This window comes from Chitinophaga tropicalis (assembly GCF_009758205.1).
In the GTDB taxonomy this organism is placed as follows: Bacteria; Bacteroidota; Bacteroidia; order Chitinophagales; family Chitinophagaceae; genus Chitinophaga; species Chitinophaga tropicalis.
Genome location: NZ_WRXN01000007.1, coordinates 332,639 through 357,338, shown reverse-complemented (window position 1 = coordinate 357,338; position 24,700 = coordinate 332,639). Strand labels below are relative to the sequence as shown.

General features: G+C 46.3%; 21 protein-coding genes. 18 read left to right on the top strand and 3 right to left on the bottom strand.

All coding sequences use genetic code 11. From position 1 onward, the window contains the following. Complete coding sequence (locus tag GO493_RS18065) at nt 1-2,265, bottom strand: family 20 glycosylhydrolase (RefSeq protein WP_157307619.1); 2,265 nt, start codon at nt 2,263-2,265, stop codon at nt 1-3. Nucleotides 2,266-2,557: 292 nt separating this feature from the next. On the opposite strand from GO493_RS18065, the gene GO493_RS18060 reads away from it, so the two are divergent. The 16 genes from GO493_RS18060 (at nt 2,558) to GO493_RS17985 (ending at nt 20,958) form a co-directional block, all read left to right on the top strand. After that, entirely contained in the window at nt 2,558-3,460 is a 903-nt protein-coding gene (locus GO493_RS18060) for a nucleotidyltransferase family protein (RefSeq protein ID WP_157307618.1), read from the top strand. Between the two features lie 405 nt (nt 3,461-3,865). After that, on the top strand, nt 3,866-4,771 hold the full coding sequence (locus GO493_RS18055; RefSeq protein ID WP_157307617.1) for a branched-chain amino acid transaminase: 906 nt from the start codon (nt 3,866-3,868) through the stop codon (nt 4,769-4,771). A 432-nt stretch (nt 4,772-5,203) separates the two neighbouring features. Further along, on the top strand, nt 5,204-6,883 hold the full coding sequence (gene ilvD, locus GO493_RS18050; protein ID WP_157307616.1) for a dihydroxy-acid dehydratase: 1,680 nt from the start codon (nt 5,204-5,206) through the stop codon (nt 6,881-6,883). Next, nucleotides 6,849-8,603, top strand: coding sequence for a biosynthetic-type acetolactate synthase large subunit (ilvB, locus tag GO493_RS18045; protein WP_317165440.1), 1,755 nt, complete (start codon nt 6,849-6,851; stop codon nt 8,601-8,603). Before ilvD ends, ilvB begins: the two co-directional genes overlap by 35 nt. A gap of 37 nt (nt 8,604-8,640) precedes the next feature. Continuing rightward, complete coding sequence (gene ilvN / locus GO493_RS18040; RefSeq protein ID WP_157307615.1) at nt 8,641-9,231, top strand: acetolactate synthase small subunit; 591 nt, start codon at nt 8,641-8,643, stop codon at nt 9,229-9,231. Nucleotides 9,232-9,271: 40 nt separating this feature from the next. Further along, nucleotides 9,272-10,315: a ketol-acid reductoisomerase gene (gene ilvC, locus GO493_RS18035; protein WP_157307614.1), complete on the top strand. Its 1,044-nt coding sequence runs from the start codon at nt 9,272-9,274 to the stop codon at nt 10,313-10,315. A 103-nt stretch (nt 10,316-10,418) separates the two neighbouring features. Then, nucleotides 10,419-11,675: a threonine ammonia-lyase IlvA gene (ilvA, locus tag GO493_RS18030; RefSeq protein WP_157307613.1), complete on the top strand. Its 1,257-nt coding sequence runs from the start codon at nt 10,419-10,421 to the stop codon at nt 11,673-11,675. A 156-nt stretch (nt 11,676-11,831) separates the two neighbouring features. Continuing rightward, nucleotides 11,832-12,785 carry an NADP-dependent oxidoreductase gene (locus GO493_RS18025; RefSeq protein WP_157307612.1) on the top strand — a complete coding sequence of 318 codons (954 nt, stop codon included), beginning with the start codon at nt 11,832-11,834 and terminating at the stop codon, nt 12,783-12,785. Nucleotides 12,786-12,797: 12 nt separating this feature from the next. After that, nucleotides 12,798-13,931 carry an NAD(P)/FAD-dependent oxidoreductase gene (locus GO493_RS18020; protein WP_157307611.1) on the top strand — a complete coding sequence of 378 codons (1,134 nt, stop codon included), beginning with the start codon at nt 12,798-12,800 and terminating at the stop codon, nt 13,929-13,931. A 103-nt stretch (nt 13,932-14,034) separates the two neighbouring features. Continuing rightward, nucleotides 14,035-15,741 (top strand): sodium/sugar symporter, encoded by a 1,707-nt coding sequence (locus tag GO493_RS18015; RefSeq protein ID WP_157307610.1) that lies wholly within the window; start codon nt 14,035-14,037, stop codon nt 15,739-15,741. A gap of 39 nt (nt 15,742-15,780) precedes the next feature. Further along, entirely contained in the window at nt 15,781-17,262 is a 1,482-nt protein-coding gene (locus GO493_RS18010; RefSeq protein WP_157307609.1) for a xylulokinase, read from the top strand. 71 nt (nt 17,263-17,333) lie between these two features. Continuing rightward, nucleotides 17,334-18,662, top strand: coding sequence for a xylose isomerase (xylA, locus tag GO493_RS18005; RefSeq protein ID WP_157307608.1), 1,329 nt, complete (start codon nt 17,334-17,336; stop codon nt 18,660-18,662). A 112-nt stretch (nt 18,663-18,774) separates the two neighbouring features. Next, nucleotides 18,775-19,725, top strand: a complete 951-nt coding sequence (locus GO493_RS18000) for an aldose 1-epimerase (protein WP_157307607.1) — start codon at nt 18,775-18,777, stop codon at nt 19,723-19,725. Nucleotides 19,726-19,792: 67 nt separating this feature from the next. Beyond that, the gene (locus tag GO493_RS17995) at nt 19,793-19,978 is read left to right on the top strand and encodes a CsbD family protein (RefSeq protein WP_157307606.1); all 186 of its coding nucleotides are present in this window, start codon (nt 19,793-19,795) and stop codon (nt 19,976-19,978) included. A gap of 1 nt (nt 19,979) precedes the next feature. Then, a complete protein-coding gene (locus tag GO493_RS17990; protein WP_157307605.1) occupies nt 19,980-20,132 on the top strand; it encodes a lmo0937 family membrane protein in 153 nt (50 codons plus the stop codon). 109 nt (nt 20,133-20,241) lie between these two features. Continuing rightward, on the top strand, nt 20,242-20,958 hold the full coding sequence (locus GO493_RS17985; RefSeq protein ID WP_157307604.1) for a carboxypeptidase-like regulatory domain-containing protein: 717 nt from the start codon (nt 20,242-20,244) through the stop codon (nt 20,956-20,958). Nucleotides 20,959-21,038: 80 nt separating this feature from the next. Here the strand turns inward: GO493_RS17985 and GO493_RS17980 are convergent, their stop codons facing one another. Further along, the gene (locus tag GO493_RS17980; RefSeq protein ID WP_157307603.1) at nt 21,039-22,124 is read right to left on the bottom strand and encodes a S1C family serine protease; all 1,086 of its coding nucleotides are present in this window, start codon (nt 22,122-22,124) and stop codon (nt 21,039-21,041) included. Between the two features lie 12 nt (nt 22,125-22,136). Continuing rightward, complete coding sequence (locus GO493_RS17975) at nt 22,137-22,712, bottom strand: RNA polymerase sigma factor (RefSeq protein WP_317165439.1); 576 nt, start codon at nt 22,710-22,712, stop codon at nt 22,137-22,139. A gap of 350 nt (nt 22,713-23,062) precedes the next feature. Between GO493_RS17975 and GO493_RS17970 the strand changes: the two genes are divergently transcribed. Both GO493_RS17970 and GO493_RS17965 read left to right on the top strand, forming a co-directional pair. After that, nucleotides 23,063-23,281 carry a hypothetical protein gene (locus GO493_RS17970; RefSeq protein WP_157307602.1) on the top strand — a complete coding sequence of 73 codons (219 nt, stop codon included), beginning with the start codon at nt 23,063-23,065 and terminating at the stop codon, nt 23,279-23,281. Nucleotides 23,282-23,844: 563 nt separating this feature from the next. Continuing rightward, entirely contained in the window at nt 23,845-24,669 is an 825-nt protein-coding gene (locus GO493_RS17965; protein WP_157307601.1) for a prephenate dehydratase, read from the top strand. Nucleotides 24,670-24,700: the final 31 nt, after the last annotated feature.

Here is a 24,700-nt window from a genome sequence, read left to right as displayed (position 1 = left end):
TTACTGACCTGTATAAAGGTGATCTGCCAGGTTGATCTTTTCCCCGTTCCGGAACAGACCCAGCTCCAGCCATGGCCCGCCCTGGGTATTCCGGAATTCTACCTTTACTTTATGATATCCTTTGCGCATAACAGACAGGATATTCTTTTCAGGAGTGCCGGGAGTACTGATATCCAGCAGCAGCTGGTCATCCAGGTAGAACTTTGCCTGATCATCTGCATTCAGGTACCATTCATAGAGCCCGTCTGCATCCAGCTTAACATAGCCTTCATAGACAGCACTCAGCTGCCAGTTCTTTAATTGCAGCTGGCGTATGTCAACCTGGGGGATGATGCCACTGGTATCGGTGGTGGTGGATTCTCCGAAGCGGGCTGTGAATGTAAGACCTTTCTTACCTGGTTTTACCTGTTGTGCGGGGAGATAATTGCCGTCACGTATGTAACCTGCGCTGTATACAGGGCTGATACGGCCAGATGGCAGTACTACGATGGTGCGTAAGGTAGCTGTGCCTTTTTCCGGCACGGGCAGATGTATGGAATGTATATACCGGGAGCTGGAGGTACCTGGTTCACTGCCATCTGTGGTATAGAAGATGGCGGCTCCTTTTACGGGAGGCGTTAATGTAACGGTTACTTCGGTAGTGTTCACCAGTTTGCTTTCCAATCCTACAGGTTCGGGAATACGAAAACGGATGCCTGCATTATTCATGCGTGCCAGTTCTGATGGCAGTTTTTTCATGAAGCGGGAGAGGTCTTTTTTGCCGGGTTGGGACCATGCTATTTCTGATACGGCAAGTGCGCGGGGCCAGGTCATGTAGTTCACCATTTCCTGGTCTGGCATGAACTCCGTCCATATATTGGCCTGTACGCCTTTGATATATTGCTTTTCTGCTGCATCCAGTGAAGCGGGCAGCGGTTCATATTTATAAACTGTTTTCAGGGGCAGGAAGTTGCCTGCATTCAGTGGTTCTGTGGTTGTATGGCCCTGGTAATAGTCAAGATAAAGATAGGTGTTGGGCGTCATGATCACGTCATGTTTCTGTTTGGCAGCTGCGATACCGCCTTCTTCGCCTCTCCAGCTCATAACGGTAGCATTGGGCGCCAGACCTCCTTCCAGTATCTCATCCCAGCCAATGATAGCACGGCCTTTACTGTTTACGAATTTTTCCATGCGTTGTATGAAATAGCTTTGCAGGTCATGTTCGTTTTTCAGTCCCAGTTTCCTGATCAGCTGTTGTACTTCTGCGGATTCTTTCCAGCGGTCTTTCAGGCATTCGTCGCCGCCTATATGAATATATTTTCCGGGGAAGAGGTCCATGACCTCTGTCAGTACATCCTGCAGGAAGGTGAATACTGAATCATTGGCGGGATTCAGCACATCTTTGGAAATGCCCCATGTAGTGCGTACTTCATAAGGGCCTCCTGTGTTTCCGAAGCGGGGATATGCTGCCAGTACGGCCTGTGAGTGGCCGGGCATTTCTATTTCGGGTATGATGGTGATATTCCTTTCAGCGGCGTATTGAACAATGTTACGTACTTCTTCCTGCGTATAGTAACCGCCGTAAGGTTTGCCATCATACTGTTTACTGAAGCGGTGATGGCCTATCAGTGTTTCTTTCCTGACGGAAGCTATTTCCTGCAGGCGTGGATATTTTTTGATCTCTATACGCCATCCCTGATCATCTGTAAGGTGCCAGTGGAACCGGTTGAATTTATAGAGCGCCATCATGTCGATGAATTGTCTGATATAGGAGGGCGGGAAGAAATGTCTTCCTGCGTCCAGCATCAGTCCGCGGTATGCAAAGCGGGGATAGTCCTGTATGCGCAGGGCAGGGATGTGGATAGCCGCTTTCTTATCGACCGGGACGAGTTGTCTGATGGTTTGCAGTCCGTAAAAAAGCCCTGCTGCATCTCCCTGCAGGTATACTTTTCCTGCGTTCACTTCCAGGATATATCCTTCGGGTTTACCTGTACTGGCTTCTACTATGCTGATAATGGGATATGCCGGTTGTTTGGGCAGCGGGCGGCTATTCAGCTCCAGTTTAAAGTTATAATTGCTTTCCAGGAAGTCATTGAGCAGGTTTGCAGTGATCCTGCCTGCTTTACCTTCATAGTGTATCTGTGTGTTTTGATTTAATACAAAGCTGCCGGGCATAGGGCTGACAAGCAGAGGTTCCGGTATGATGGTGATATCGGCTGTTTTTTGTTGCGCAAAGCCGGCCAGGTATAACAATGTGGCGAATGCCTGAAGAAATAATTTTTTCATAATGCATCTTCGTATATTTACTTAAATCAGGAAGGTTGCAGTAACAGCTAATGTTTCATGCTAATATTCACATGTATAAAGCAACGACTTGTTTCTCCTTCCAGGTTATAACGTCTGGTTGGTACGGTGTTTGTTGCCTCTGGGCCCGGATAGCTTGATATTAAGGGCCATTTTAATAAATCATTAAAACCCTGTCTACCTCCAAAAAGAAAGTGTGAAAATAGTTTTAATCGTTAAATTTAGCGCCTGGAAATTGCGCAATTGTGAAAACAAATAAAAACAAAGTTCATAGATGCAACCAACTTTATTGATCCTGGCTGCCGGTATGGCAAGCCGTTATGGTAGTCTGAAGCAGATACAACAGTTTGGCCCCAGCGGAGAAACAATCATTGATTACTCTATTTATGATGCTATCCGCGCTGGCTTTGGCAAAATTGTTTTCATTATTCGGAAAGATTTCGAATCCGATTTCCGGGAGATATTTGAGCCCAAACTGAAGGGGCGGATCGCTGTTGATTATGTTTACCAGGAAATGGAAGCTTTTACAGACGGTTATGCAATCCCGGCGGAGCGTTCGAAGCCCTGGGGTACGGCACATGCGGTCTTATGTGCTAAACATGCTATTAACGAGCCTTTTGCGGTGATCAATGCGGACGATTTCTATGGCCGTGATTCTTTCCAGAAGGCGGCTACGTTCCTGAAGGACGCTGCGAAGCCTGATGTATGGAGTGTAGTGGGTTATGAGTTAAGCAAAACCATCAGCGAGCATGGTTCTGTATCCCGTGGTGTATGTGCAGCCGATGGTAATGGCAACCTGTCTGCCATCAATGAAAGAACCAAGGTATACAAGGACGGAGAGCAGATCGTGTATGAAGATGCTGATGGCGGCAAGCATCCGCTGGAGCCGCAAACTCCTGTATCCATGAACTTCTGGGGCTTTCATCCTTCAGTATTTGAGCTGAGTGAGAGGCTGTTCAAAGAGTTCCTGCAGAAAGATGGTGACAAACCTAAGTCAGAGTTCTTTATTCCTATTGTGGTAGACCACTTCATCAAGAACAATCTGGGAGTAGTGAATGTGCTGCCAACGGGGGCTCAGTGGTTTGGCGTTACCTATAAGGAAGATGCTCCCGGTGTACAGGCAAGCCTGTCTGCACTTGTTAAAAATGGTGAATACCCGGATAATTTGTGGAAATAGCTAGGAATTATTTACAATAATTTCCTAATTTGATCAGATTTTGTTTAAAGAAAGGTTGTTTTATTTCAATATCTTCAAAAAGTCAAGATTTGTTTGCGAAATAACTAAATCTTACCGGTTGTATTGTTTTTTACTTTAACGACCAATACATTTGTAATACCAAAAAAATAAAATCAGTACCTCCATGTGGGTAAATAAAGACAATAACAAGATCAATCACATCGTAGCTCAGCTTAATTGGGCTATCACGCTCGTCGTGGTTGTCGTTGTCATTATTGGCCACCAATATGGAGGATAGGTAATTGTGTACAACAACTAAAAATAACACGCCTTCCTCCACAGAGGAAGGCGTTTTTTTACGCCTGTAATTTTAAAATCTGAATCGATTTCTAATATCTGAATTATATGTATAGCTATTACAACGAGAACACCATTCTTTACGTGAACGGGGAGTATAAGAAAGCCACTGCGGCTACTATAGATCTTTATGGCCAGTCATTGCACTATGGTTATGCTGTGTTTGAAGGCATCCGTGCCTACAAGACTGCTGATGGATCTGTAAAGATCTTTAAAGCTAAGGAACACTTCGACAGGTTTAAACGCTCTTGCGAACTGATACACATGCCTTATACATTCAACAATGAAGAGCTGATAGCGGCGTGTTACAAAGTGCTTGAACTGAACAACATGGAAGAAGCGTACATCCGTCCGCTGGCCTTTTGCCCTCCCAACATGACATTGAAAGCCGCCAGTGAAACACATGTACTGATCTGCGCATGGGAATGGGGTGCTTACCTGGGTGAAAAGCTGCTGCGTGTAATGACTTCGTCGTACCAGCGTCCTAATCCAAAAGCATTCAAGATCGAATCAAAAACTGCAGGTCTGTATGTAAACTCCATCCTGGCCTCTCAGGAAGCTAAAGAAAAAGGTTATGATGAAGCGCTGCTGCTGGACATGAACGGTTATGTGGCTGAAGGACCTGGTGCTAACATTTTCTTTGAAAAAGACGGAAAGATCTTCACTCCTCCTCCCGGCAACATTCTGCCAGGTATTACCCGCGCTACTGTTATTGAATTATGTCATGAACTGGGCATTCCCCTGGAAGAAAAGCTGTTCACTGTAGATGAGTTAAAGACTGCTGAAAGCGTATTCTATTGTGGTACTGCAGCTGAACTGGTAGGATGGGACTCTCTGGACGGACATGGCTTCAGCAAACCATGGGCTTCTTCCCTGGGTAAATTGCTGCAGCAGGCTTATAAAGCCAGGGTACTTGAAAAGGAGTTTGACCGTTCTGCTGTAACCGTGGCTTAATGGCTGCTTTACTGTAAGCGTTATATATCATAGACTTATTCAGGTATTCTTCAATATATCATACCTGGAGGGGTATGGTATTGCATAGAGATCTAAAGAAATATATACACTGCAGCGGGCTTCCTCAAATGGGCGCAGTGTAGCGGGAAGTATTAAAGGGGGGATTTCTGCCTTTTATACTTCCCGGAAACAGCCCCACCCTTACCTTTTCCAACACAGACTCATTTATACAGCCTCCCGTTAAAGCATTTTTTAATAAGTTGGAATTTGGATTTTTAGAGGTACGTTATCCAGTACCAGTGCGGGTTTAGCCATAAATCGAAGAGATTTGAATACCGGCTAACCTGTCAGTAATTGGTTTGGAACTTGCGCCATATAGCCGCTATTTTGTACCCTACTTAACATCGCAATCAGGAAATAAATAACAGACAGATGGAATTGAACAAGTACAGCAAAACGCTCACCCAGGACCCTACACAGCCAGCCGCACAGGCGCAGCTGTATGGCATAGGTTTAACCGAAGAGGACCTGAAGAAAGCGCAGGTTGGCATTGCCAGCATGGGCTATGACGGTAACACCTGCAATATGCACCTTAATGATCTTGCTCAGCAGGTCAAAAAAGGGGTCTGGGCAAACGATCTTGTGGGACTGACATTTCATACCATAGGCGTCAGTGATGGTATGAGCAATGGTACACCCGGTATGCGTTATTCCCTGGTCAGCCGTGATCTGATTGCGGATTCTATTGAAACTGTATGCGGCGCACAGTATTATGATGCCCTCATCACTGTTCCGGGATGTGATAAGAACATGCCTGGTTCCCTTATGGCAATGGGCCGTCTGAACCGTCCTGCCATTATGGTATATGGTGGTACGATAGCTCCTGGTAAATATAAAGGACAGGACCTGAACATTATCTCTTCTTTTGAGGCTTTGGGCCAGAGAATAGCGGGTACCCTGAATGATGAGGACTATAAAGGAATAGTAATGAATTCCTGCCCGGGCGCCGGCGCCTGTGGCGGTATGTATACGGCGAATACCATGTCTTCAGCCATTGAGGCAATGGGTATGAGCCTTCCCTACAGCTCTTCCAGCCCTGCGAAAAGTAAGGAAAAGCAGCAGGAATGTGAGGAAGCAGGTAAGTATATCCGTCTGCTGCTGGAAAAAGATATTAAGCCCAGGGACATTATGACCTTTGAGGCATTTGAGAATGCCGCAACTGTGGTAATGGCGCTGGGAGGTAGTACTAATGCGGTACTGCACCTGATAGCTATTGCAAAATCAGTAGATATCAAATTTACGCTGAACGATTTTCAGCGTATCAGTGATAAAACTCCTTTTATTGCAGATCTGAAGCCGAGTGGTAAGTATATGATGCAGGACCTTCATGACATCGGAGGTGTTCCGCTGGTAATGAAATACCTGCTGAAGAGGGGTTACCTGCATGGTAATTGCCTGACTGTAACCGGTAAAACGCTGGCAGAGAACCTGGAAAGCGTACCGGAACTGGAATTTGAATCGCAAGACATTATTGTTCCGCTGGAAAAGCCTATCAAAGCTTCCGGTCACATACAGATACTGTATGGTAACCTGGCAGAGAGGGGTTCAGTGGCAAAGATAACCGGTAAGGAAGGATTGAGCTTCCGTGGTCCTGCACGTGTATTTGATGGTGAATTTGAGCTGATTGCAGGTATCCAGAGCGGACGTGTGAAGAAAGGGGATGTTGTGGTGATCAGGCAGGTAGGGCCTAAAGGCGCACCTGGTATGCCTGAAATGCTGAAGCCGACTTCTGCTATCATGGGTGTGGGCCTGGGCAAGAGTGTGGCATTGATCACTGATGGCCGCTTCTCCGGCGGTACCCATGGCTTTGTGGTAGGGCATATTACGCCTGAAGCTTATGAAGGTGGTACCATAGCCCTGGTACAGGATGACGATATTATTGAAATAGATGCTGAGAAGAACTCGATCGTGCTGGAAGTGAGCGCAGAGGAACTCGCCGCCCGTAAGGCCAGTTGGGTAAAACCTGCATTGAAAGCATCAAACGGTATATTATTAAAATACGCAAAACTTGTTTCAGATGCAACAGAAGGATGTGTTACCGATGAAGCCTGAGCTGGCTGGAAAGAGTGCGGCAGCTGCCGTTCTACCTAATATCAGCGGTTCTGAGGCAGTGATCCGCTCGCTGATTGCAGAAGGTGTAGAAACCATTTTCGGCTATCCGGGAGGCGCTATTATGCCTATTTATGATGCCCTTTACGATTTTCAGAATGAAGTTCATCATATATTGGTCCGTCATGAACAGGGCGCTACCCATGCTGCCCAGGGTTATGCCCGTACTTCCGGCAAGGTAGGGGTGGTGTTTGCCACTTCCGGCCCCGGTGCTACCAACCTGGTAACAGGTCTGGCAGATGCTTATATGGATTCTACCCCTATGGTGTGTATTACCGGACAGGTGGCAGCGCATTTGCTGGGTACTGACGCTTTCCAGGAAACGGATGTAATAGGTATTACCATGCCTATCACCAAATGGAATATACAGGTAACGCGTCCGGAAGACATTCCGGGGGCTATTGCCAAAGCATTCTATATTGCGGGCAGCGGCCGTCCAGGACCTGTACTGGTGGATATTACGAGGAATGCGCAGGTAGCGAAGTTTGATTTTGAATATAAGAAATGTGATTATATCCGTAGTTACCGCCCGGTACCAAAACTGGATACTGAAGCGGTGAAAGCGGCAGCTGAACTGATCAACAATGCACAGCGTCCATATATTTTCTGTGGCCACGGAGTATTGCTTTCCGGTGCGGAGAAGGAACTGATAGCATTAGCAGAGAAAGCGGGTATCCCGATAGCGTCTACTTTGCTTGGCTTGTCAGCCGTACCGGTTGACCATCCGAAATATGTAGGTTACCTGGGTATGCATGGTAACTATGCGCCCAACATCATGACGAATGAATGTGATGTGCTGATTGCCGTAGGTATGCGTTTTGACGACCGTATCACAGGTGATGTAACACAGTATGTGAAGCAGGCGAAAGTGATCCACATTGAAATAGATGCAGCTGAGATCAATAAGATCATTAAAGCGGATGTAGCGGTACATGCGGATGCAAAGACTGCCCTGGAGGCGCTGCTGGAGCTGGTAAAACCGCAGCAGCATGATGCGTGGATCCAGCAATTCCGTGAGGCGGATAAAAAAGAAGAAGAAAAGGTATCGAAGAAAGAACTTTATCCTGCTGAAGGTGGTTTAAAGATGGCGGAGGTGGTACGCCTGATCTCTGAAAGGACAGCGGGTAAAGCTGTACTGGTAACGGACGTAGGGCAGCACCAGATGATCGCTTCCCGTTACTATCGATTCCAGGACCCTAATACCAATATCACCTCTGGCGGTATGGGTACTATGGGCTTTGCATTGCCTGCCGCAATGGGCGCGAAGGTAGGAACGCCGGAAAAGGAAGTAGTGGCTGTGATTGGTGATGGTTGTTTCCAGATGACGTTGCAGGAGCTGGGTACGATATACCAGTCAGAGATCGGTGTGAAGATCGTGATCCTGAACAACAACTTCCTGGGTATGGTGCGTCAGTGGCAACAATTGTTTTTTGATAAACGTTATTCTTCTACAGAGATGATCAATCCTGACTTTGTGCAGATAGCCAAAGGGTTCTTCATTCCGGGCAGAAAAGTGACAGACCGTGCTGATATCACTGCTGCTGTGGACGAGATGATCTCCCACAATGGTGCATATCTGCTGGAAGTAGTTGTGGAGAAAGAAGACAATGTATTCCCAATGGTACCTTCCGGTCAGCCGATAGCTAATATCAGGCTTGAGTAGCAGGAATAAGGAATCAGCAATCATTAACACGAACACTATGCAAAAAGAATATACAGTAACGGTATATACGGAAGACAGGATCGGTATCACGAACCGTATCACTGTTATCTTTACCCGCCGGGGCATTAACATCACCAGTCTGACAACGGCTGAAACGGAGATCCCGGGCGTATATAAATTTATCATCACCGTATTGTCTGAAAAGTCGAAGCTGGAGAAGATAGTAGGTCAGATAGAAAGGCTGATAGAGATTCACCGTGCTTTTGTACATGAGGAAGACGAAGTGGTGTACCAGGAACTGGCGTTGTACAAGATATCTACCAAGGCGCTGAAGAATGGTAATATTGAACAGCTGATCCGGGAGAACAATGCCCGTATTCTCACCATCACAGATGAATATTTTGTGCTGGAGAAGACCGGTCACCAGGAAGAGCTGATAGCCCTGCAGGCCAAACTGGCACCCTATGGGCTGATAGAATATTCCAAGAGCGGGAGAGTTGCCATTGTGAAATGGAGCCGTCGTTTCCATGACCACCTGAAGGAGCTGGAAGCACAGCGTCCTGACAATCTGAAACAGGCAAGATATACTGCTCATACAGAGGTATCAGCTGAAGAAGAAAGCATCTAGTTTTAAATAATTCAATAAATAAAACAAACACTATCAAAACATGGCAACCATCAATTTTGGAGGGGTACTGGAAGACGTAGTAACCAGAGAAGAATTCCCCATGGAAAAAGCTAGAGAAGTGCTGAAGAACGAAGTGATAGCTATTATTGGTTACGGCGTGCAAGGTCCCGGCCAGGCATTGAATCTGAAAGACAACGGGTTCAACGTGATTGTAGGACAGCGTAAAGGTTCTAAAACATGGGATAAAGCTATCGCTGATGGCTGGGTACCAGGTCAGACACTGTTCGAGATCGAAGAAGCTGCTTCAAAAGGTACTATCATCCAGTTCCTGCTGAGTGATGCCGGTCAGATCTCCCTGTGGCCTACTTTAAAACCACACCTGACCAAAGGTAAAGCACTGTATTTCTCCCATGGTTTTGGTATTACTTATAAAGACCAGACTGGTATTATTCCTCCGGCTGACGTAGACGTGATCCTGGTAGCACCTAAAGGTTCCGGTACATCTCTGCGCAGGTTGTTCCTGGCGGGTCAGGGTCTGAACTCCAGTTTTGCAATATTCCAGGACGCTACCGGTAAAGCACGTGATCGTGTTATTGCACTGGGTATTGGCGTTGGTTCCGGTTACCTGTTTGAAACAGATTTCCTGAAAGAAGTTACATCTGACCTGACAGGCGAACGTGGTTCACTGATGGGTGCTATTCAGGGTATCTTCGCCGCACAGTACGAAGTACTGCGTAAGAACGGTCACTCTCCGTCTGAAGCTTTCAATGAAACAGTAGAAGAGCTGACCCAGTCACTGATGCCGCTGGTAGCAGAAAACGGTATGGACTGGATGTATGCTAACTGTTCTACTACTGCTCAGCGTGGTGCGCTGGACTGGTGGAAGAAATTCAAAGCTGCTTCCCAGCCTGTATTTGAAGAGCTGTATGAAAGCGTAAAAAGCGGTAAAGAAGCTGCACGCTCTATCGCATCCAACAGCACTCCTGACTACCGTGAAAAGCTGAACGAAGAACTGAAAGAACTTCGTGAAAGCGAAATGTGGCAGGCAGGTGCGGCTGTAAGAAAGCTGCGTCCTAACGCGTAATTATACAAATTATAACGATCTAAATGATCAATTGCGGATTACGGATGCAGTCACTCAGATCTTCGTTCGTAGTCCGTGATTGGTCATTTTTTAATGATGAAATATGTCCCAGGTACTAACAAGTGTTAATCCGCTCAATATCCTAGATGCAGCGGTGAAGTTGAAACCTGTGGTGAACCGTACTCCGCTTACCTATAGCGCAACGCTCTCCCGCAGGTATAATGCAGATATCTATCTCAAGAGGGAAGATATGCAGATTGTGCGTTCTTATAAATTACGTGGTGCGTACAACCTGATTAGCAGCCTGGACAAAGAGATTCTGGCGAAAGGAGTAACCTGCGCCAGTGCCGGCAACCATGCCCAGGGTTTTGCTTATGCCTGCCGGCAGCTGGATATCAAAGGTGTGGTTTTCATGCCTATTATCACTCCCAAGCAGAAAGTGAACCAGGTGAACATGTTTGGCGGCGATAATATAGAGATCAAACTGGTGGGTGATACTTTTGATGATTGTGCTGCTGAAGCCCAGGCATTTACCCGGACGCATGGCATGACCTTTATCCCTCCATTCGATGACCCTAAGATAATTGAAGGCCAGGGCACTGTTGCAGTAGAAATACTGGAAGACCAGGCCCAGGTTGATTATATTTTTGTGCCTATAGGCGGTGGCGGACTGGCATCCGGCGTAGGTACCTATTTTAAGACTTACAGTCCGAATACGGCTATCATTGGTGTAGAACCGGAAGGCGCTCCTTCCATGACGCGCGCCCTGGAAGCAGGTGCACCTGTTACTCTTGGTGAAATAGAACGTTTTGTGGATGGTGCGGCGGTGAAAAGGGTAGGTACCCTCACTTTTGAGATCTGTAAAGATATACTGACCAAAATGCAGCTGGTACCGGAAGGGAAGGTTTGCTCTACTATACTGAGACTATATAATGAAGACGCTATCGTGGTGGAACCGGCAGGTGCATTGTCTATAGCAGCACTGGATTACTATGCAAAGGAAATAGAAGGAAAGAAAGTGGTGTGCGTAGTGAGCGGCAGTAACAATGATATTGACCGTATGCAGGAAATAAAGGAACGTTCCCTGTTATATGAAGGATTAAAGCATTACTTCATTATCCGTTTTGTACAACGTCCCGGCGCTCTGAAAGAGTTTGTGAACCATGTACTGGGACCGGACGATGATATTACGCGTTTTGAATTTATACAGAAACATAACAAGGAAACCGGACCGGCGCTTATAGGTGTGGAACTGAAGAAGAGGGAAGATTATGATATCCTGCTGGCTAATTTCCGTAAGTATAATATTCATTTTACAGAGCTGAACAAGAATGATAATCTTTTCGGTTATTTGGTATAAGCTTTTAGCGCATTGTGCAAAAAAAGAAGCCGCTTCTGCCAGGAACAGGAGCGGCTTTTTTTATGGCGTTATGTTTTGGTTATCAAACATAACGTCCTTTCTTCATATATCCCTTTTTCCTTTTTTATCGGTATTTTGAACCAAATTACTGTATCCATGAGCAACTTTATGCAGGCAGCTGTCTTGCCTGAGTTTGGACCCGCTGAGACCTTCAGGATAGAAAAAGTGCCGGTGCCGCTGCCGGCAGCGGGGGAAGTCCTGGTGAAAGTGAGGGCGGTAGGATTGAACCCTGTTGATTTTAAAACGCGTTCAGGTAAAGGTTATGCCAGCCATTTTACATTGCCTGCCATCCTGGGTTGGGATATAGCGGGAGAGGTAGTCAGTGTGGGAGAGGAAGTGAGCCGGTTTGTGACGGGTGACCGGATTTTCGGTATGAGCAGGTTTCCTGATGCAGCCAATGCGTACGCCGAATATGCAGTGGTAAATGAAGAGGAGTTTGCCATTATTCCCAGGAACATTTCTTTTGAAGAAGCTGCCGCTTCGGCCCTTGCCGGATTAACCGCCTGGGAAGCTTTATTTGATCATGCGGGGATCACCTGGGGCCAAAGAGTGCTGATCCAGGCTGCTGCTGGTGGTGTAGGCCATATAGCAGTGCAGCTGGCCAAATGGAAACGCTGTTTTGTGGCGGGTACTGCATCTGCAGAGAACCAGGCATTTTTACAACAGCTGGGCGCCGACCAGCCTATAGATTATAAAGCACAGCCTTTTGAGGAAGCTGTGGATAATATGGATGTGGTGATAGATGGCATGGGAGGGGAAACAGCCCTGCGTTCCATTGATGTGTTAAGTCCGGGCGGCGTACTGGTATCTCTACCCAGTATGTACAAGGATGATCCGGCAGTAATAGCTAAAGCCCGGGAGAAAAACGTCAGGGTGAAATGGATGTCTGTACGTCCTTCCGGTGAAAGAATAGAGCAACTGGCATTGTTGCTGGACAACAACCGGCTGAAGATATATATAGATGGTACTTATCCGCTGGAAGAAGTGGCCAGGGCGCATAAAGTGCTGGAAGGCGGCCATGTGAAGGGAAAGATAGTACTCACTCTTTAATCGTTTCCCGTTATGCTCAGTTTCTGGGAAAAGCAAAGTCTTTTACAATACGATTATATTATTGCCGGCAGTGGGATTGTGGGCCTTTCTACTGCTATCAGCCTGAAAGAGCGGCAGCCGGCTGCCCGTGTGCTGGTGCTGGAAAGGGATATCCTTCCTACAGGCGCGAGTACAAAAAATGCGGGTTTTGCCTGTATAGGCAGTCTTACAGAACTGCTGGCAGACCTGGATACCATGCCTGAAGCTGATGTTCTGGCCCTGCTGGAATTGCGCCGCAAGGGGTTACAGATGCTCCGGCAAAGGCTGGGAGACGGCCGTATGGATTACCATGAGAATGGCAGCTACGAGCTGATTGGAGTAGCTGAGGAACCTGCCCTGCAGCAAATGGACCGGGTGAATGACCTGCTGCGTCCTTTATTAAAAGGGGATGCTTTTTCTTCTGCCAACGAGAAGGTACCTTTTTTTGGTTTTAACAGGAATTATGTAAAGGCCCTTATCAGCAATAACTATGAAGGAGAGCTGCATACCGGTAAAATGATGCGTGGCCTGATAGATATGGCCATAGAGAGAGGAGTGGAGATCAAGACCGGCTGTACGATCACTGATATGGAAGAAACAGGAACGGGCGTATCTGTAGTTGTATTACGCAGTGATGGTACGGACCAGATAGTTTTTTCCTGCCGGAAGATAGCGGTCTGCACGAATGCTTTTACCCGGCAATTATTGCCGGACCTTGACCTGCAGCCGGGAAGGGGGCAGGTACTGATTACCGGGGTGATACCGGGGCTACCATTTAAAGGCATCTTCCATATGGAAGAAGGATATTATTATTTCCGTGAGCTGGAGGGAAGGGTACTTTTTGGCGGTGGGCGTAATCTTGATTTTGGGGGGGAAGCTACCACTCATTTTGAACTTAATCTCCGTATCCAGGAGGAACTGGAAAACCGGTTGCGTAACATTATTCTACCTGGTCTTTCTTTCACGGTGGCAGACCGGTGGACGGGTATTATGGCTTTTGGCAGTAACCGGCAACCCCTTGTAAAACATTATTCTAACTCTGTAATTCTGGGCGTCCGGATGGGCGGAATGGGCGTTGCTATTGGTTCTGCTGTGGGTTCACAGCTGGCCGGATGGTTACTGGAATAAATTCCACTTCACAAGACAAAATAATTTTAAACGTAAAATTTACGTTTAATAAAAAAAATGTTGCTATATTGATTCCTCATTTATTTTTCACCACGTTTTTTTTATGCAAAAGAGCTTACAATTCCTCGATTATGTTGTTTTCTTGGTGTATTTCGTGATTGTTGCCGGATACGGACTCTATATCTACCAAAAGAAAAAACGAAAGACGACTGATTCCAAAGATTTCTTCCTGGCGGAAGGATCGTTGACATGGTGGGCTATCGGAGCGTCCCTGATCGCTTCCAATATCTCTGCAGAACAGTTTATTGGTATGGCAGGTTCCGGTTTCTCTATCGGTCTTGCTATTTCCACTTATGAATGGATGGCGGCTGCTACTCTTATTATTGTTGCCGTCTTTTTCCTGCCCATCTATCTTAAGAACAAGATCTATACGATGCCGCAGTTCCTGCTTACCCGTTATAACAAGACGGTGAGTACAATTATGGCGGTGTTCTGGCTGCTCTTGTACGTGGTGGTGAACCTGACTTCCATTCTTTACCTGGGGGCGCTGGCCATAAATACTATTTCAGGTATCAACTTCTATGTATGTATGAGCCTCATTGCCGTTTTTGCCGTTATTATCACGCTGGGTGGTATGAAGGTGATCGGTTATACGGATGTGATCCAGGTGTTCTTCCTGATACTGGGTGGTCTGGCTACTACATACCTTGCCCTGAACCTGGTGTCTGAGCATTTTGGTGAAACGGGTGTAATGAAAGGATTCAGCCTGCTGACAAAACATGCTGATGAGCATTTCCACATGATCCTGAAAAAGGATGACCCGCATTATCTTGACCTGCCAGGTTTGACAGTGCTGATAGGTGGTATGTGGATCGTGAACCTGAACTATTGGGGATGTAACCAGTACATTACACAACGTGCATTGGGCGCTGATCTGAAAACTGCCCGCAGCGGTCTGCTGTTTGCAGGTTTCCTGAAACTGCTGATGCCTGTAATAGTGGTGCTGCCGGGTATTGCTGCTTATGTACTCCACTCTCAGGGTATGTTCCAGGCAGAGATGATCAAAGGTGGTGAGCTGAGCCCTGACAATGCTTATCCTGTGCTGATGAACCTCCTGCCTGCGGGTATGAAAGGTCTGGCGTTTGCGGCGCTGACAGCAGCGGTGGTAGCGTCTCTGGCAGGTAAAGCCAACAGTATCTCTACTATCTTCTCTCTCGATATTTATAAAGAGATCTTTAACAGGAATGCCGGTGAAAAGCAGATCGTGAACATTGGCCGTGTAGTGGTAGTAGTTGCTATGATCCTGGCTATCATCATCTCTCCATTCTTAGGTATTGACAAGAAAGGCGGTTTCCAGTTCATCCAGGAATATACAGGCTTTGTATCTCCGGGTATCTTCGCCATGTTCATACTGGGCTTCTTCTGGAAACGCACTACGCCTAATGCGGCGCTGTTTGCCATGATAGGAGGTTTTGCCCTGTCTATAGTGCTGAAATCACTGCCTTTGGGTGTAGATCTTTCCGGACTGTATGATTTTGGTTTTGCTGTTCCGAATACAGAAGGAGTATATGAAATACCATTCCTGGACCGTATGGGTATTGTGTTTGTGGTATGTGTGATAGGTATGGTGATCATCTCCCTGATAGCACCGGCTAAACCTAAGGTGATTACATTAGATAACGGGGAGCAGATAGAGACTGCGCATGCACTGGAAGTGGATACTTCTATGTTCAAACCATCTATGGCATTTACTGTAACTGCATTACTGATATGCGGTATCCTGGTTGCATTGTATACTATTTTCTGGTAACAGAAGGCAGTAGCATCCATTAAAATTGATTTTGCTTATATGAAATATACGATTGGATACGATATCGGGTCTTCCTCTGTGAAAGCGGCATTGCTGGATACGGAAACGGGAAAATGTCTTGCCACAGCTATCAGCCCTTCACAGGAAATGCCTATGCAGGCGCCGGTTGCCGGTTGGGCAGAGCAGGACCCAGAGATGTGGTGGAAGGAAATACAGAACGCAACTAAAAAATTACAGCAGCAGCATTCTTTTAAAGGAGATGCTGTTGCTGCTATAGGTATTGCTTACCAGATGCATGGACTGGTATGTGTGGATGCTGCGCAGCAGGTGTTGCGTCCTTCCATTATCTGGTGTGACAGCCGTGCTGTGGAAATAGGTAATGAGGCTTTCAACAGCCTGGGACAGAACTGGTCCTTACAGTACCTGTTAAACTCGCCTGGTAACTTTACCGCTTCCAAGCTCCGTTGGGTACAGCAATATGAGCCGGAGGTATACAAAAAGATCCATAAGATCATGCTGCCCGGCGATTTTATTGCCATGCGCCTTACAGGAGAAGCGGCTACCACTGTTTCAGGCCTGTCTGAAGGGATCTTCTGGGACTTCAGCGGCAGGCAGGTATCGCAGGTGCTGCTGAAACACTATAATATTGATGAAAGCCTGTTATCTGCTATAGTACCTACTTTCGGCGTACAGGGAAGGGTAACTCCTGAAGCAGCAGCCCTGCTGGGACTGGCTCCAGGTATACCTGTTACCTACAGGGCAGGAGATCAGCCTAACAATGCTTTCTCTCTGAATGTATTACAACCCGGAGAAGCTGCTACTACAGCGGGTACTTCCGGAGTGGTATATGCGGTGCATGATCATATTGCATTTGACCAGCAGAGTCGTGTCAATACCTTTGTTCATGTGAACGACACTCCCGAAGCTGCCCGTAACGGGGTGCTGATGTGTCTTAACGGCACAGGTATCCTTAACAGCTGGTTAAGGCAGGTGAGTGGTAACCTGGCATATGACGAGATGAACGCACTGGCAGCGAAAGCGCCGGCGGGTGCCCGCGGACTGCATATTTACCCATTCGGGAACGGTGCAGAACGTATACTGGCCAATAAAGATACGGGAGCGGTATTTACAGATATCAACTTCAACATACACAGCCGGGAACACCTGCTGCGTGCAGGACAGGAAGGTATTGTGTTTGCTCTCAAGTATGGCATGGACATCATGACAGATATGGGGCTTGATATACACCGTGTAAGAGCAGGAAAGGCGAATATGTTCCTTAGTCCGCTTTTCCGTGAAGTATTTGCCAATACCGCCAACGTTGTAATAGAGCTGTATAATACGGATGGGGCCCAGGGGGCTGCACGTGCTGCAGGAATAGGTGCAGGTTTATATACAGAGAAAGAGGCTTTCCGCGGAATGGAATGCCTGGCCACTATTGAACCGGATGCCGCACTGCAGCAGCAATATGGTGAGATATACCAGGGCTGGCTTAATGGCCTTCAGAATATTATTAAATAAACCGGGATACTACGGTTACACGCAGTTCACATACACATACACACACGTTCTGAATTCAAAAAACAAAGAAAATGAGCATCACATTAGGGAATCAGGAGTACTTCAAAGGCATCGGCAAGATTGCTTATGAAGGTCCCCAGTCAACAAATCCATTTGCATACAAATGGTATGATGAGAACAGAAAAATCGGTGGGAAAACGATGAAGGAGCTGTTCCGCTTTGCAGTGTCTTACTGGCATACCTTCTGCGGAACGGGTGGAGATCCTTTCGGTCCCGGCACCAAGGCTTTCCCCTGGCTTACAGCTACAGATGCTGTGCAGAGCGCGAAAGATAAAATGGATGCAGCATTTGAATTTATCACCAAACTGGGCGTGCCTTATTACTGTTTCCACGATGTGGACCTGGTAGATGAGGGAGCTACTATCAGCGAGTATGAAAGCCGTATGCAGAAGATAGTGGATTACGCAAAGGAAAAGCAAAAAGCCAGCGGCGTGAAGCTGCTGTGGGGTACTGCCAATGTGTTCAGTAACCCGCGTTATATGAACGGCGCTTCCACCAACCCTGACTTTGCTGTACTGGCATATGCGGGTACACAGGTGAAAAACTCCCTCGATGCAACTATTGCGCTGGGAGGTGAGAACTATGTGTTCTGGGGTGGCCGTGAAGGTTATATGACCCTGCTCAACACCAATATGAAACGTGAGCAGGAGCACCTGGCTAAATTCCTGACAGTTGCAAAAGACTATGCACGTAAACAGGGTTTTAAAGGTACATTCTTCATTGAGCCTAAACCTTGTGAGCCTACCAAGCACCAGTACGACTATGATGCGGCCACCGTTATTGGTTTCCTGCGTCATTACGGCCTGGATAAAGATTTCAAACTGAACCTTGAAGTAAACCATGCTACACTGGCTGGCCATACTTTCCAGCATGAGCTGCAGGTAGCTGCAGATGCAGATATGCTGGGCAGCATAGATGCTAACCGTGGTGATTACCAGAATGGCTGGGACACTGACCAGTTCCCCATGAACCTGAATGAGATGGTGGAATTTATGCTGGTGATCCTGGAAGCGGGTGGTTTCAGTGGTGGTGGTGTGAACTTTGACGCAAAGGCGCGCCGTAACTCTACAGACCTGGAAGACATCTTCCATGCGCATATTGGTGGTATTGATTCCTTTGCACGTTCTGCTATCATTGCGGAAAAGGTACTGGCAGAATCTCCGTATAAGCAGTTCCGTAAGGACCGTTATGCGTCTTTTGACAGTGGTAAAGGAAAAGAGTTTGAAGAGGGTAAGCTGACCCTGGAAGACCTGCGCAGCTTTGCTATCAGCAATGGTGAGCCTAAGCTGACCAGTGGGCGTCAGGAATGGCTGGAGAATATTATCAACCAGTATATTTAAGACTGATTATTATCTGATTCAGAGGCTGTATCTTATGATACAGCCTTTTTTTATTGGCTATATCTGAAACCCGGATGCTTTCAAACTGCCGCAACTTTATGTAACTTGTTTTATGTTTTCAATCCACACATTCCGGGAGTCCGGCTTTGATATAATAGCACTGAAAGACGGGGAAAGCGGTGTACAGGTAGAGATCATTCCTGCACATAGCGCTATGCTGCATGCGTTCAGGATACCGCATGACGGGCAATTGCTGAATGTTATTGATAATTACAGCAGCCTGGACGATTACAGGGAGAACCTGCCTGAATATTTCAAGAGCGCCAAGTTAAGTCCTTATGCCTGCCGTATTCCCGGTGGCACATACCAGTGGGAAGACAGGGAATATACGATACAGAAGGCCATTGCTCCCGGCAGTTGTATACACGGATTGTTATACGACGCAGCGTTCACTGTAAAAACGCAGCAGGCAGATGAAAGTGGCGCTCTCCTGGTGCTGGAACATCATTATGACGGATCAGACGATGGTTATCCGTTCCCTTATGGCTGTGAGGTGCAGTACCGGCTGGAAGAAGAGCAGCAGCTGCATATTATCACTACTATCAGGAATCTTTCCGGCAAGGCTATGCCGCTGATGGACGGATGGCATCCTTATTTTACTACCGGTACTCCGGTAGATGAACTGGAACTACAGTTTGCATCGGAACAAATAGTGGAATTTAATGCGCAACTGGTGCCAACGGGTAAGGTATTACCCTATAACCGGTTTACCGGCTTCACTTCCCTGGCCGGGATAGAGCTGGATAATTCTTTCCTGCTGGACTTTTCGGCGCATCATGCTTTGTGTACCCTTCGGGACCCTATGAAAAAGGTGATTATTGCGTTTCATCCTGACAATGCATATCCTGTATTACAGTTATATATTCCTCCTCACCGCCGCAGTATTGCTATAGAGAACCTTACGGGTGTTCCCAATGCGTTCAATAATGGTATGGGCCTGGTTACCCTGATGGCAGGTGAAAGCCGGCGGTTCAATACCAGGATAGCGGCGCTGGCTTATTAGCCGGTGGTGCCACTGGCATAGTCTTTGGATTTTCCCAGGTATTGTTCACCCAAAAAAAGTAATGTTTATGGATACCTTAGAGATTAAAGGCAAATGGAATGAACTAAAAGGGAAGATCAAACAGCAGTATGCAGATCTGAGTGACGATGATCTGTTGTATGAAGAAGGTCAGGAAGACCGTTTGATTGGTAAGTTGCAGCAAAAGCTGGGAAAATCGAGGGAAGAAATTATTAAACTGATAAAATCTGCGTAACATGGGAAGCCTTTTGTATATCATTGCTGTAATTCTGATTATTGGTTGGTTGTTGGGATTTTTTGTGTATTCTGCAGGAGGTCTGATACATATTCTGCTGGTAATAGCCATCATAGCTATTTTGCTGCAGATTATCAGGGGCTCGAGGGTGTGATAGAGAACTTTATTCATTATTAAGTATAATTTTAACAGGAAGCCTCCCGGAAACGGGAGGTTTTTTTGTTTATTTTTAAGAACTTACCAGCATAAATTCAGACAGATACATGAAAAGAATCATCACAGGGATCATCCTGCTTTGCTGCTGTGGTTTACTGCCCGGATATGCGCAGGCGCAACAGGTAACATTGACAGGGTCCGTCGTGGATAAGGAGAACGGCCTGGTTTTGCCCTATGCCAGCGTTACCAATAAAAGTACCGGCCGCAGAACTTATTCAGACAAGGGTGGTTTTTACAAAATAACGGGCAGTAAGGGAGACATTATCGTATTCTCCTTCCTTGGATACAGGCCTGACAGTATTCCTATTACGCAGAGCAGTGGTACGGAAACCAGGGAGATTTCCCTGAAGGTAGAAACGAGGCAGTTGCACAGCGTGGAAGTAAGTTCACAGTATACGCCTTACCAGGTGGATTCCATTAACAGGAGGGAGCAGTTTTCCTATATACTGGAGAATCCTAACAAGCCGCTGGCAGGGGGTAGTACGCCGGTAGGCGCTGGTATTGTATTCAGTCCTTTTACCCGTTATTCCAGAAAAGAAAAGCAGAAGCGTGAGTTTAAGAAGATCTTTGCCGAGGCAGAGGAGGAGAGATATATTGATTCCAGGTTCACTCCGGGGTTTGTGAGCCAGGTAACGCGGCTGAAGGGAGATTCTCTCCGGTTGTTTATGAGGGAGAATTACCCGGATTATAATACCATGCGCAGTTTGCGCCAGGAGGACCTCATTTACTGGATAACTGACAAGTACAGGGCCTGGAAGAAATAGACTGACTTATTATAAAAGCAATGGCCACTCTGCAGACAGAGTGGCCATTAACAAATGCAGAGGTCAATAGAAATAATATCTTAGTTATACACTTTTACCATATATACGAACTCTTCCAGTTTCTTCACCTGTTCAACCCTACTTAATCCTTCCAGGCGGTTTTTATGGTTCCATTGTGTTTTAGGCAGTTTATCTTTTGGCATTTCTTCCAGCAGGCGTTTCAGGTGGGCTGATTTCACTGCAAAAGCGATCCCGTCTGAAGTGCTTTGTTTGCCGGTAACGATACCTATTACGTCACCTTTGTTATCCATCAGGGGAGCGCCGCTGTTGCCCGGATTGACGGGGATGGATACCTGGTAGGCAGCACTGTCTCCGTTAAAGCCGGTCTGAGCGCTGATGTAGCCTTCGCCATAAACTATCTCATCACGAGGATAGCCCAGGGTGAATACGTCTTCGCCGCGGAGGGCTTTCTGTGGTTTGAGGGAGTAGGGCAGGGCCTGTCCTTTAAAGGTACTGTCGGTGATCTTCAGGATGGCCAGGTCACTTGAAATATCTTCAAATACGCTGGTGGCTTTGAAGGCTTCTCCTTTGGTATTCTGAATATAAATAGAGTCTGCGCCGGCTACAACGTGGTAGTTGGTAACCACGTACCCGTTATTGGAGATGGCGAAGCCGGTACCTCCGTAAGTGCCGGGGTTGGCGGGGGCTCTTTTTTTACTGTTGATATCGTTGATGAGGGCGTTCTGGGAGCGCTGTATATTATTGAGCGTACGTCTTACGTCTTCATACTGTGCTGTGGTTTTCTGCCTGTTTGCCCTTTGCATTAGGGCAATGGTAGAGAGGGAGGTGACCAGGGCTATGCAGGCGGCCGCGGCCATATTTGTGAGCATTCTTCTGCTGATGGATACTACCCTTGCAGGGCCGGGAGGGGTGATATTCCTTAATACATCCATATCCAGAGTAGAATGGATATGGTCCATCTTCTCTTTCAGTGCTACACGGCGGCCATAGCCTTCCAGTTCCTGCATGAACCGGATATGGGCCTCTACCTGCGCGTTGATGGCAGGATCGGACTGACGTAATGCTTCAAATGCAGTTTTTTCCTGCACGGTCATTTCGCCTTCCAGGTAGCGTTCAATATCACGTATTAATGTAAATTCGTTCATCTCCCTTAATCCCTATGATTTATATTGATCAAAAAATAGTTTTTTGAGGCGCATCAGGCATTTGTACTTCTGGTTTTTGGCATTTTCCGAGTTGGTATAGCCAAATTTCTCTGCGATTTCCTGCATGGACATTTTCCTGACATAATAATCTTCAAGGATGGTCTTGCAGGGTTCTCCCATATTTCCCATAGCCTGTTCCATAATCGTGAACTGCAGGTCTTTCTGCTGGTGTTCCTGGGTGATGTTCAGGTCTTCTCCCGGCAGTATTTCCGCCAGTTCATCGGGCAATGCCAGCTGCCAGCTGCCGTTCTGTTGTTTTTTCAACCAGAGATGGCGGCATATGGCATAAAGGAAGGTTTTCAGTTTGCTGTAAAGGTCAAACTCGTCCTGCTGCACTTTCTCATATAAAATGATCATTGCCTCCTGGAAAAGATCTTTTGCATCATCTTCAGAGCCTTTGTACTGGAGTACCATTCTGAGAACGGATGGAAAATTTTCCGTATAAATGGTTGCCAGTGCTTTATCATCATTCCGGGCTAATCCCAGCAATAACTCCCTATCCCTTTCTATGTTCTGATTATGCTTCACTTATTAATACGTATTATACGGCTTTGGTAACCCAAAGTAGCGGAAAAAAAAACCAAATCCCAAATCTGCACAGGTAGCCGGTTCTTTACAGATGCAGAAAAAAGCTGATTTCATACATATCCTGATTTGCCTGGGTTACCTTTTTTAAAATAGTGTATAAAGAAAAGACATCTATCCAGGAAGCATAATAATTAAAAATCAGTGCTGAGGAAGCTGCTGCTGATGCAGTTATAGAAATAATCAGAGCAGCCGGAAGGGGAGGTGAAAAAAAAATTAAAAAAAGTGGGTTACCTTTTTTTAAACCCTGTATAAAGAATAAACATTATTTCAAAAACCTAAAAACATAAAAAATGAAAAACGCTCTGAAAATTGGTTTCTTAGCTTTAGCTCTTGGTGTATTTGCAGCTTCTTGCGGTGGTAACGGTTCTACTGCAACTGAAGATTCTACTGCTGCTGCTACAACTATCGATTCAGCTGCTGCAACTGTAGATACTGCTGCTGCAACTGTTGATTCAGCTGCTGCTGTAGTTGATTCTGCTAAAGCTGCTGTTGACTCTACCAAGCACTAATTAAATTGGTAAGCAAATAAAGGCTTTTATATGAGGCTGTCTCAACCGGGGCAGCCTCTTTTATTTAGGTTTTTTGCGGCAACTGCCGTCTGACTGAGCCGTTTTTGAAAAAAATGTCGTTTTTTAGGTTATTTATTAGATAGAACATAATTTTTTACCTAAGCGCTTGGACAATTCAAATCCCTACGTATTTTTGTCAGGCAATTCAAGCAAACATGATACAACAAACAACCTTTGGTTACTTTTATGGTTTCTACTTTTTCTGGTATCAGAAATAGAGAGGTCGTTTGTAGTACTAAACATAAAGAAACTATCAAAGGGCCTCCTGAAAGGGGGCCCTTCTTTTATTCGGTAATTTTTAGCATTATGTTACATCAGTTCAGTCTTTACTTCTTTTACTTTTTCTTTTACTTCTTTTACGTCGTAAAGGCCGGGACTCTTTTGTGATAAATGCAGGAATGAAAATATTGCAGATTAAAAGGGTCCCGGCTCAACCGGGGCCCTTTTTCTTTTAATACGGTAGTTGCTACAGCAACTACAAAATATAAATCAAACAAATTAAAATGCGCGTCGCAATTCAGGGTTTTGAAGGATGTTTCCATCAGATAGCAGCACAGGGATACTATGGAAAGAATATAGAGATCGAATGTTGCGCTTCTTTTCCGGAACTTGTTAAAAAAGCTAAGCAACAGCAGGTAGCAGATGTAGGGGTAATGGCCATTGAAAATTCCATTGCAGGCAGTATTTTACCGAATTACTCCCTGCTTAAGAATTCAGGACTGCATGTTATCGGTGAGGTATACCTGCATATCAAACAGCACCTGATGGTGTTGCCGGGGCAGAAGCTGGAAGATATCCGTGAGGTGCATTCCCATCATATGGCTTTATTACAGTGTGCTGACTTCCTGGAGAAATATCCGCATATGAAGCTGGTGGAAACGGAAGATACCGCCCTGAGCGCAAAGCATGTACAGCAGAAGAAGCTGAAAAGTACGGCGGCCATTGCCGGAAAACTGGCTGCTGAGATATACGGGCTGGAGATCATTGCTCCCAACATCCATACTATCAAGAACAATTATACACGTTTCCTGGTGATCTCTCCCAATGGGGTAACACCGGAGCCGGAAGCCAATAAGGCTTCTGTTTACTTCCAGACCTCCCATGAAAGAGGAAGCCTGGCAAAGGTACTGACACAGGTAGCACAGGCAGGGATCAACCTGAGTAAAATACAGTCGTTCCCTATGCCAACGAAAGAATGGAACTATTATTTTCATGCGGACTTCGAATTTGAGAACCTGGAGCATTTTGAGCGGGGCATCAGCAAGATAGAACCGCTTACAGAACATCTGAAAGTATTGGGTATCTATAAGAAAGGCAACACGCACTAAGCAAACAAACAACAATCATTACACCGGCATA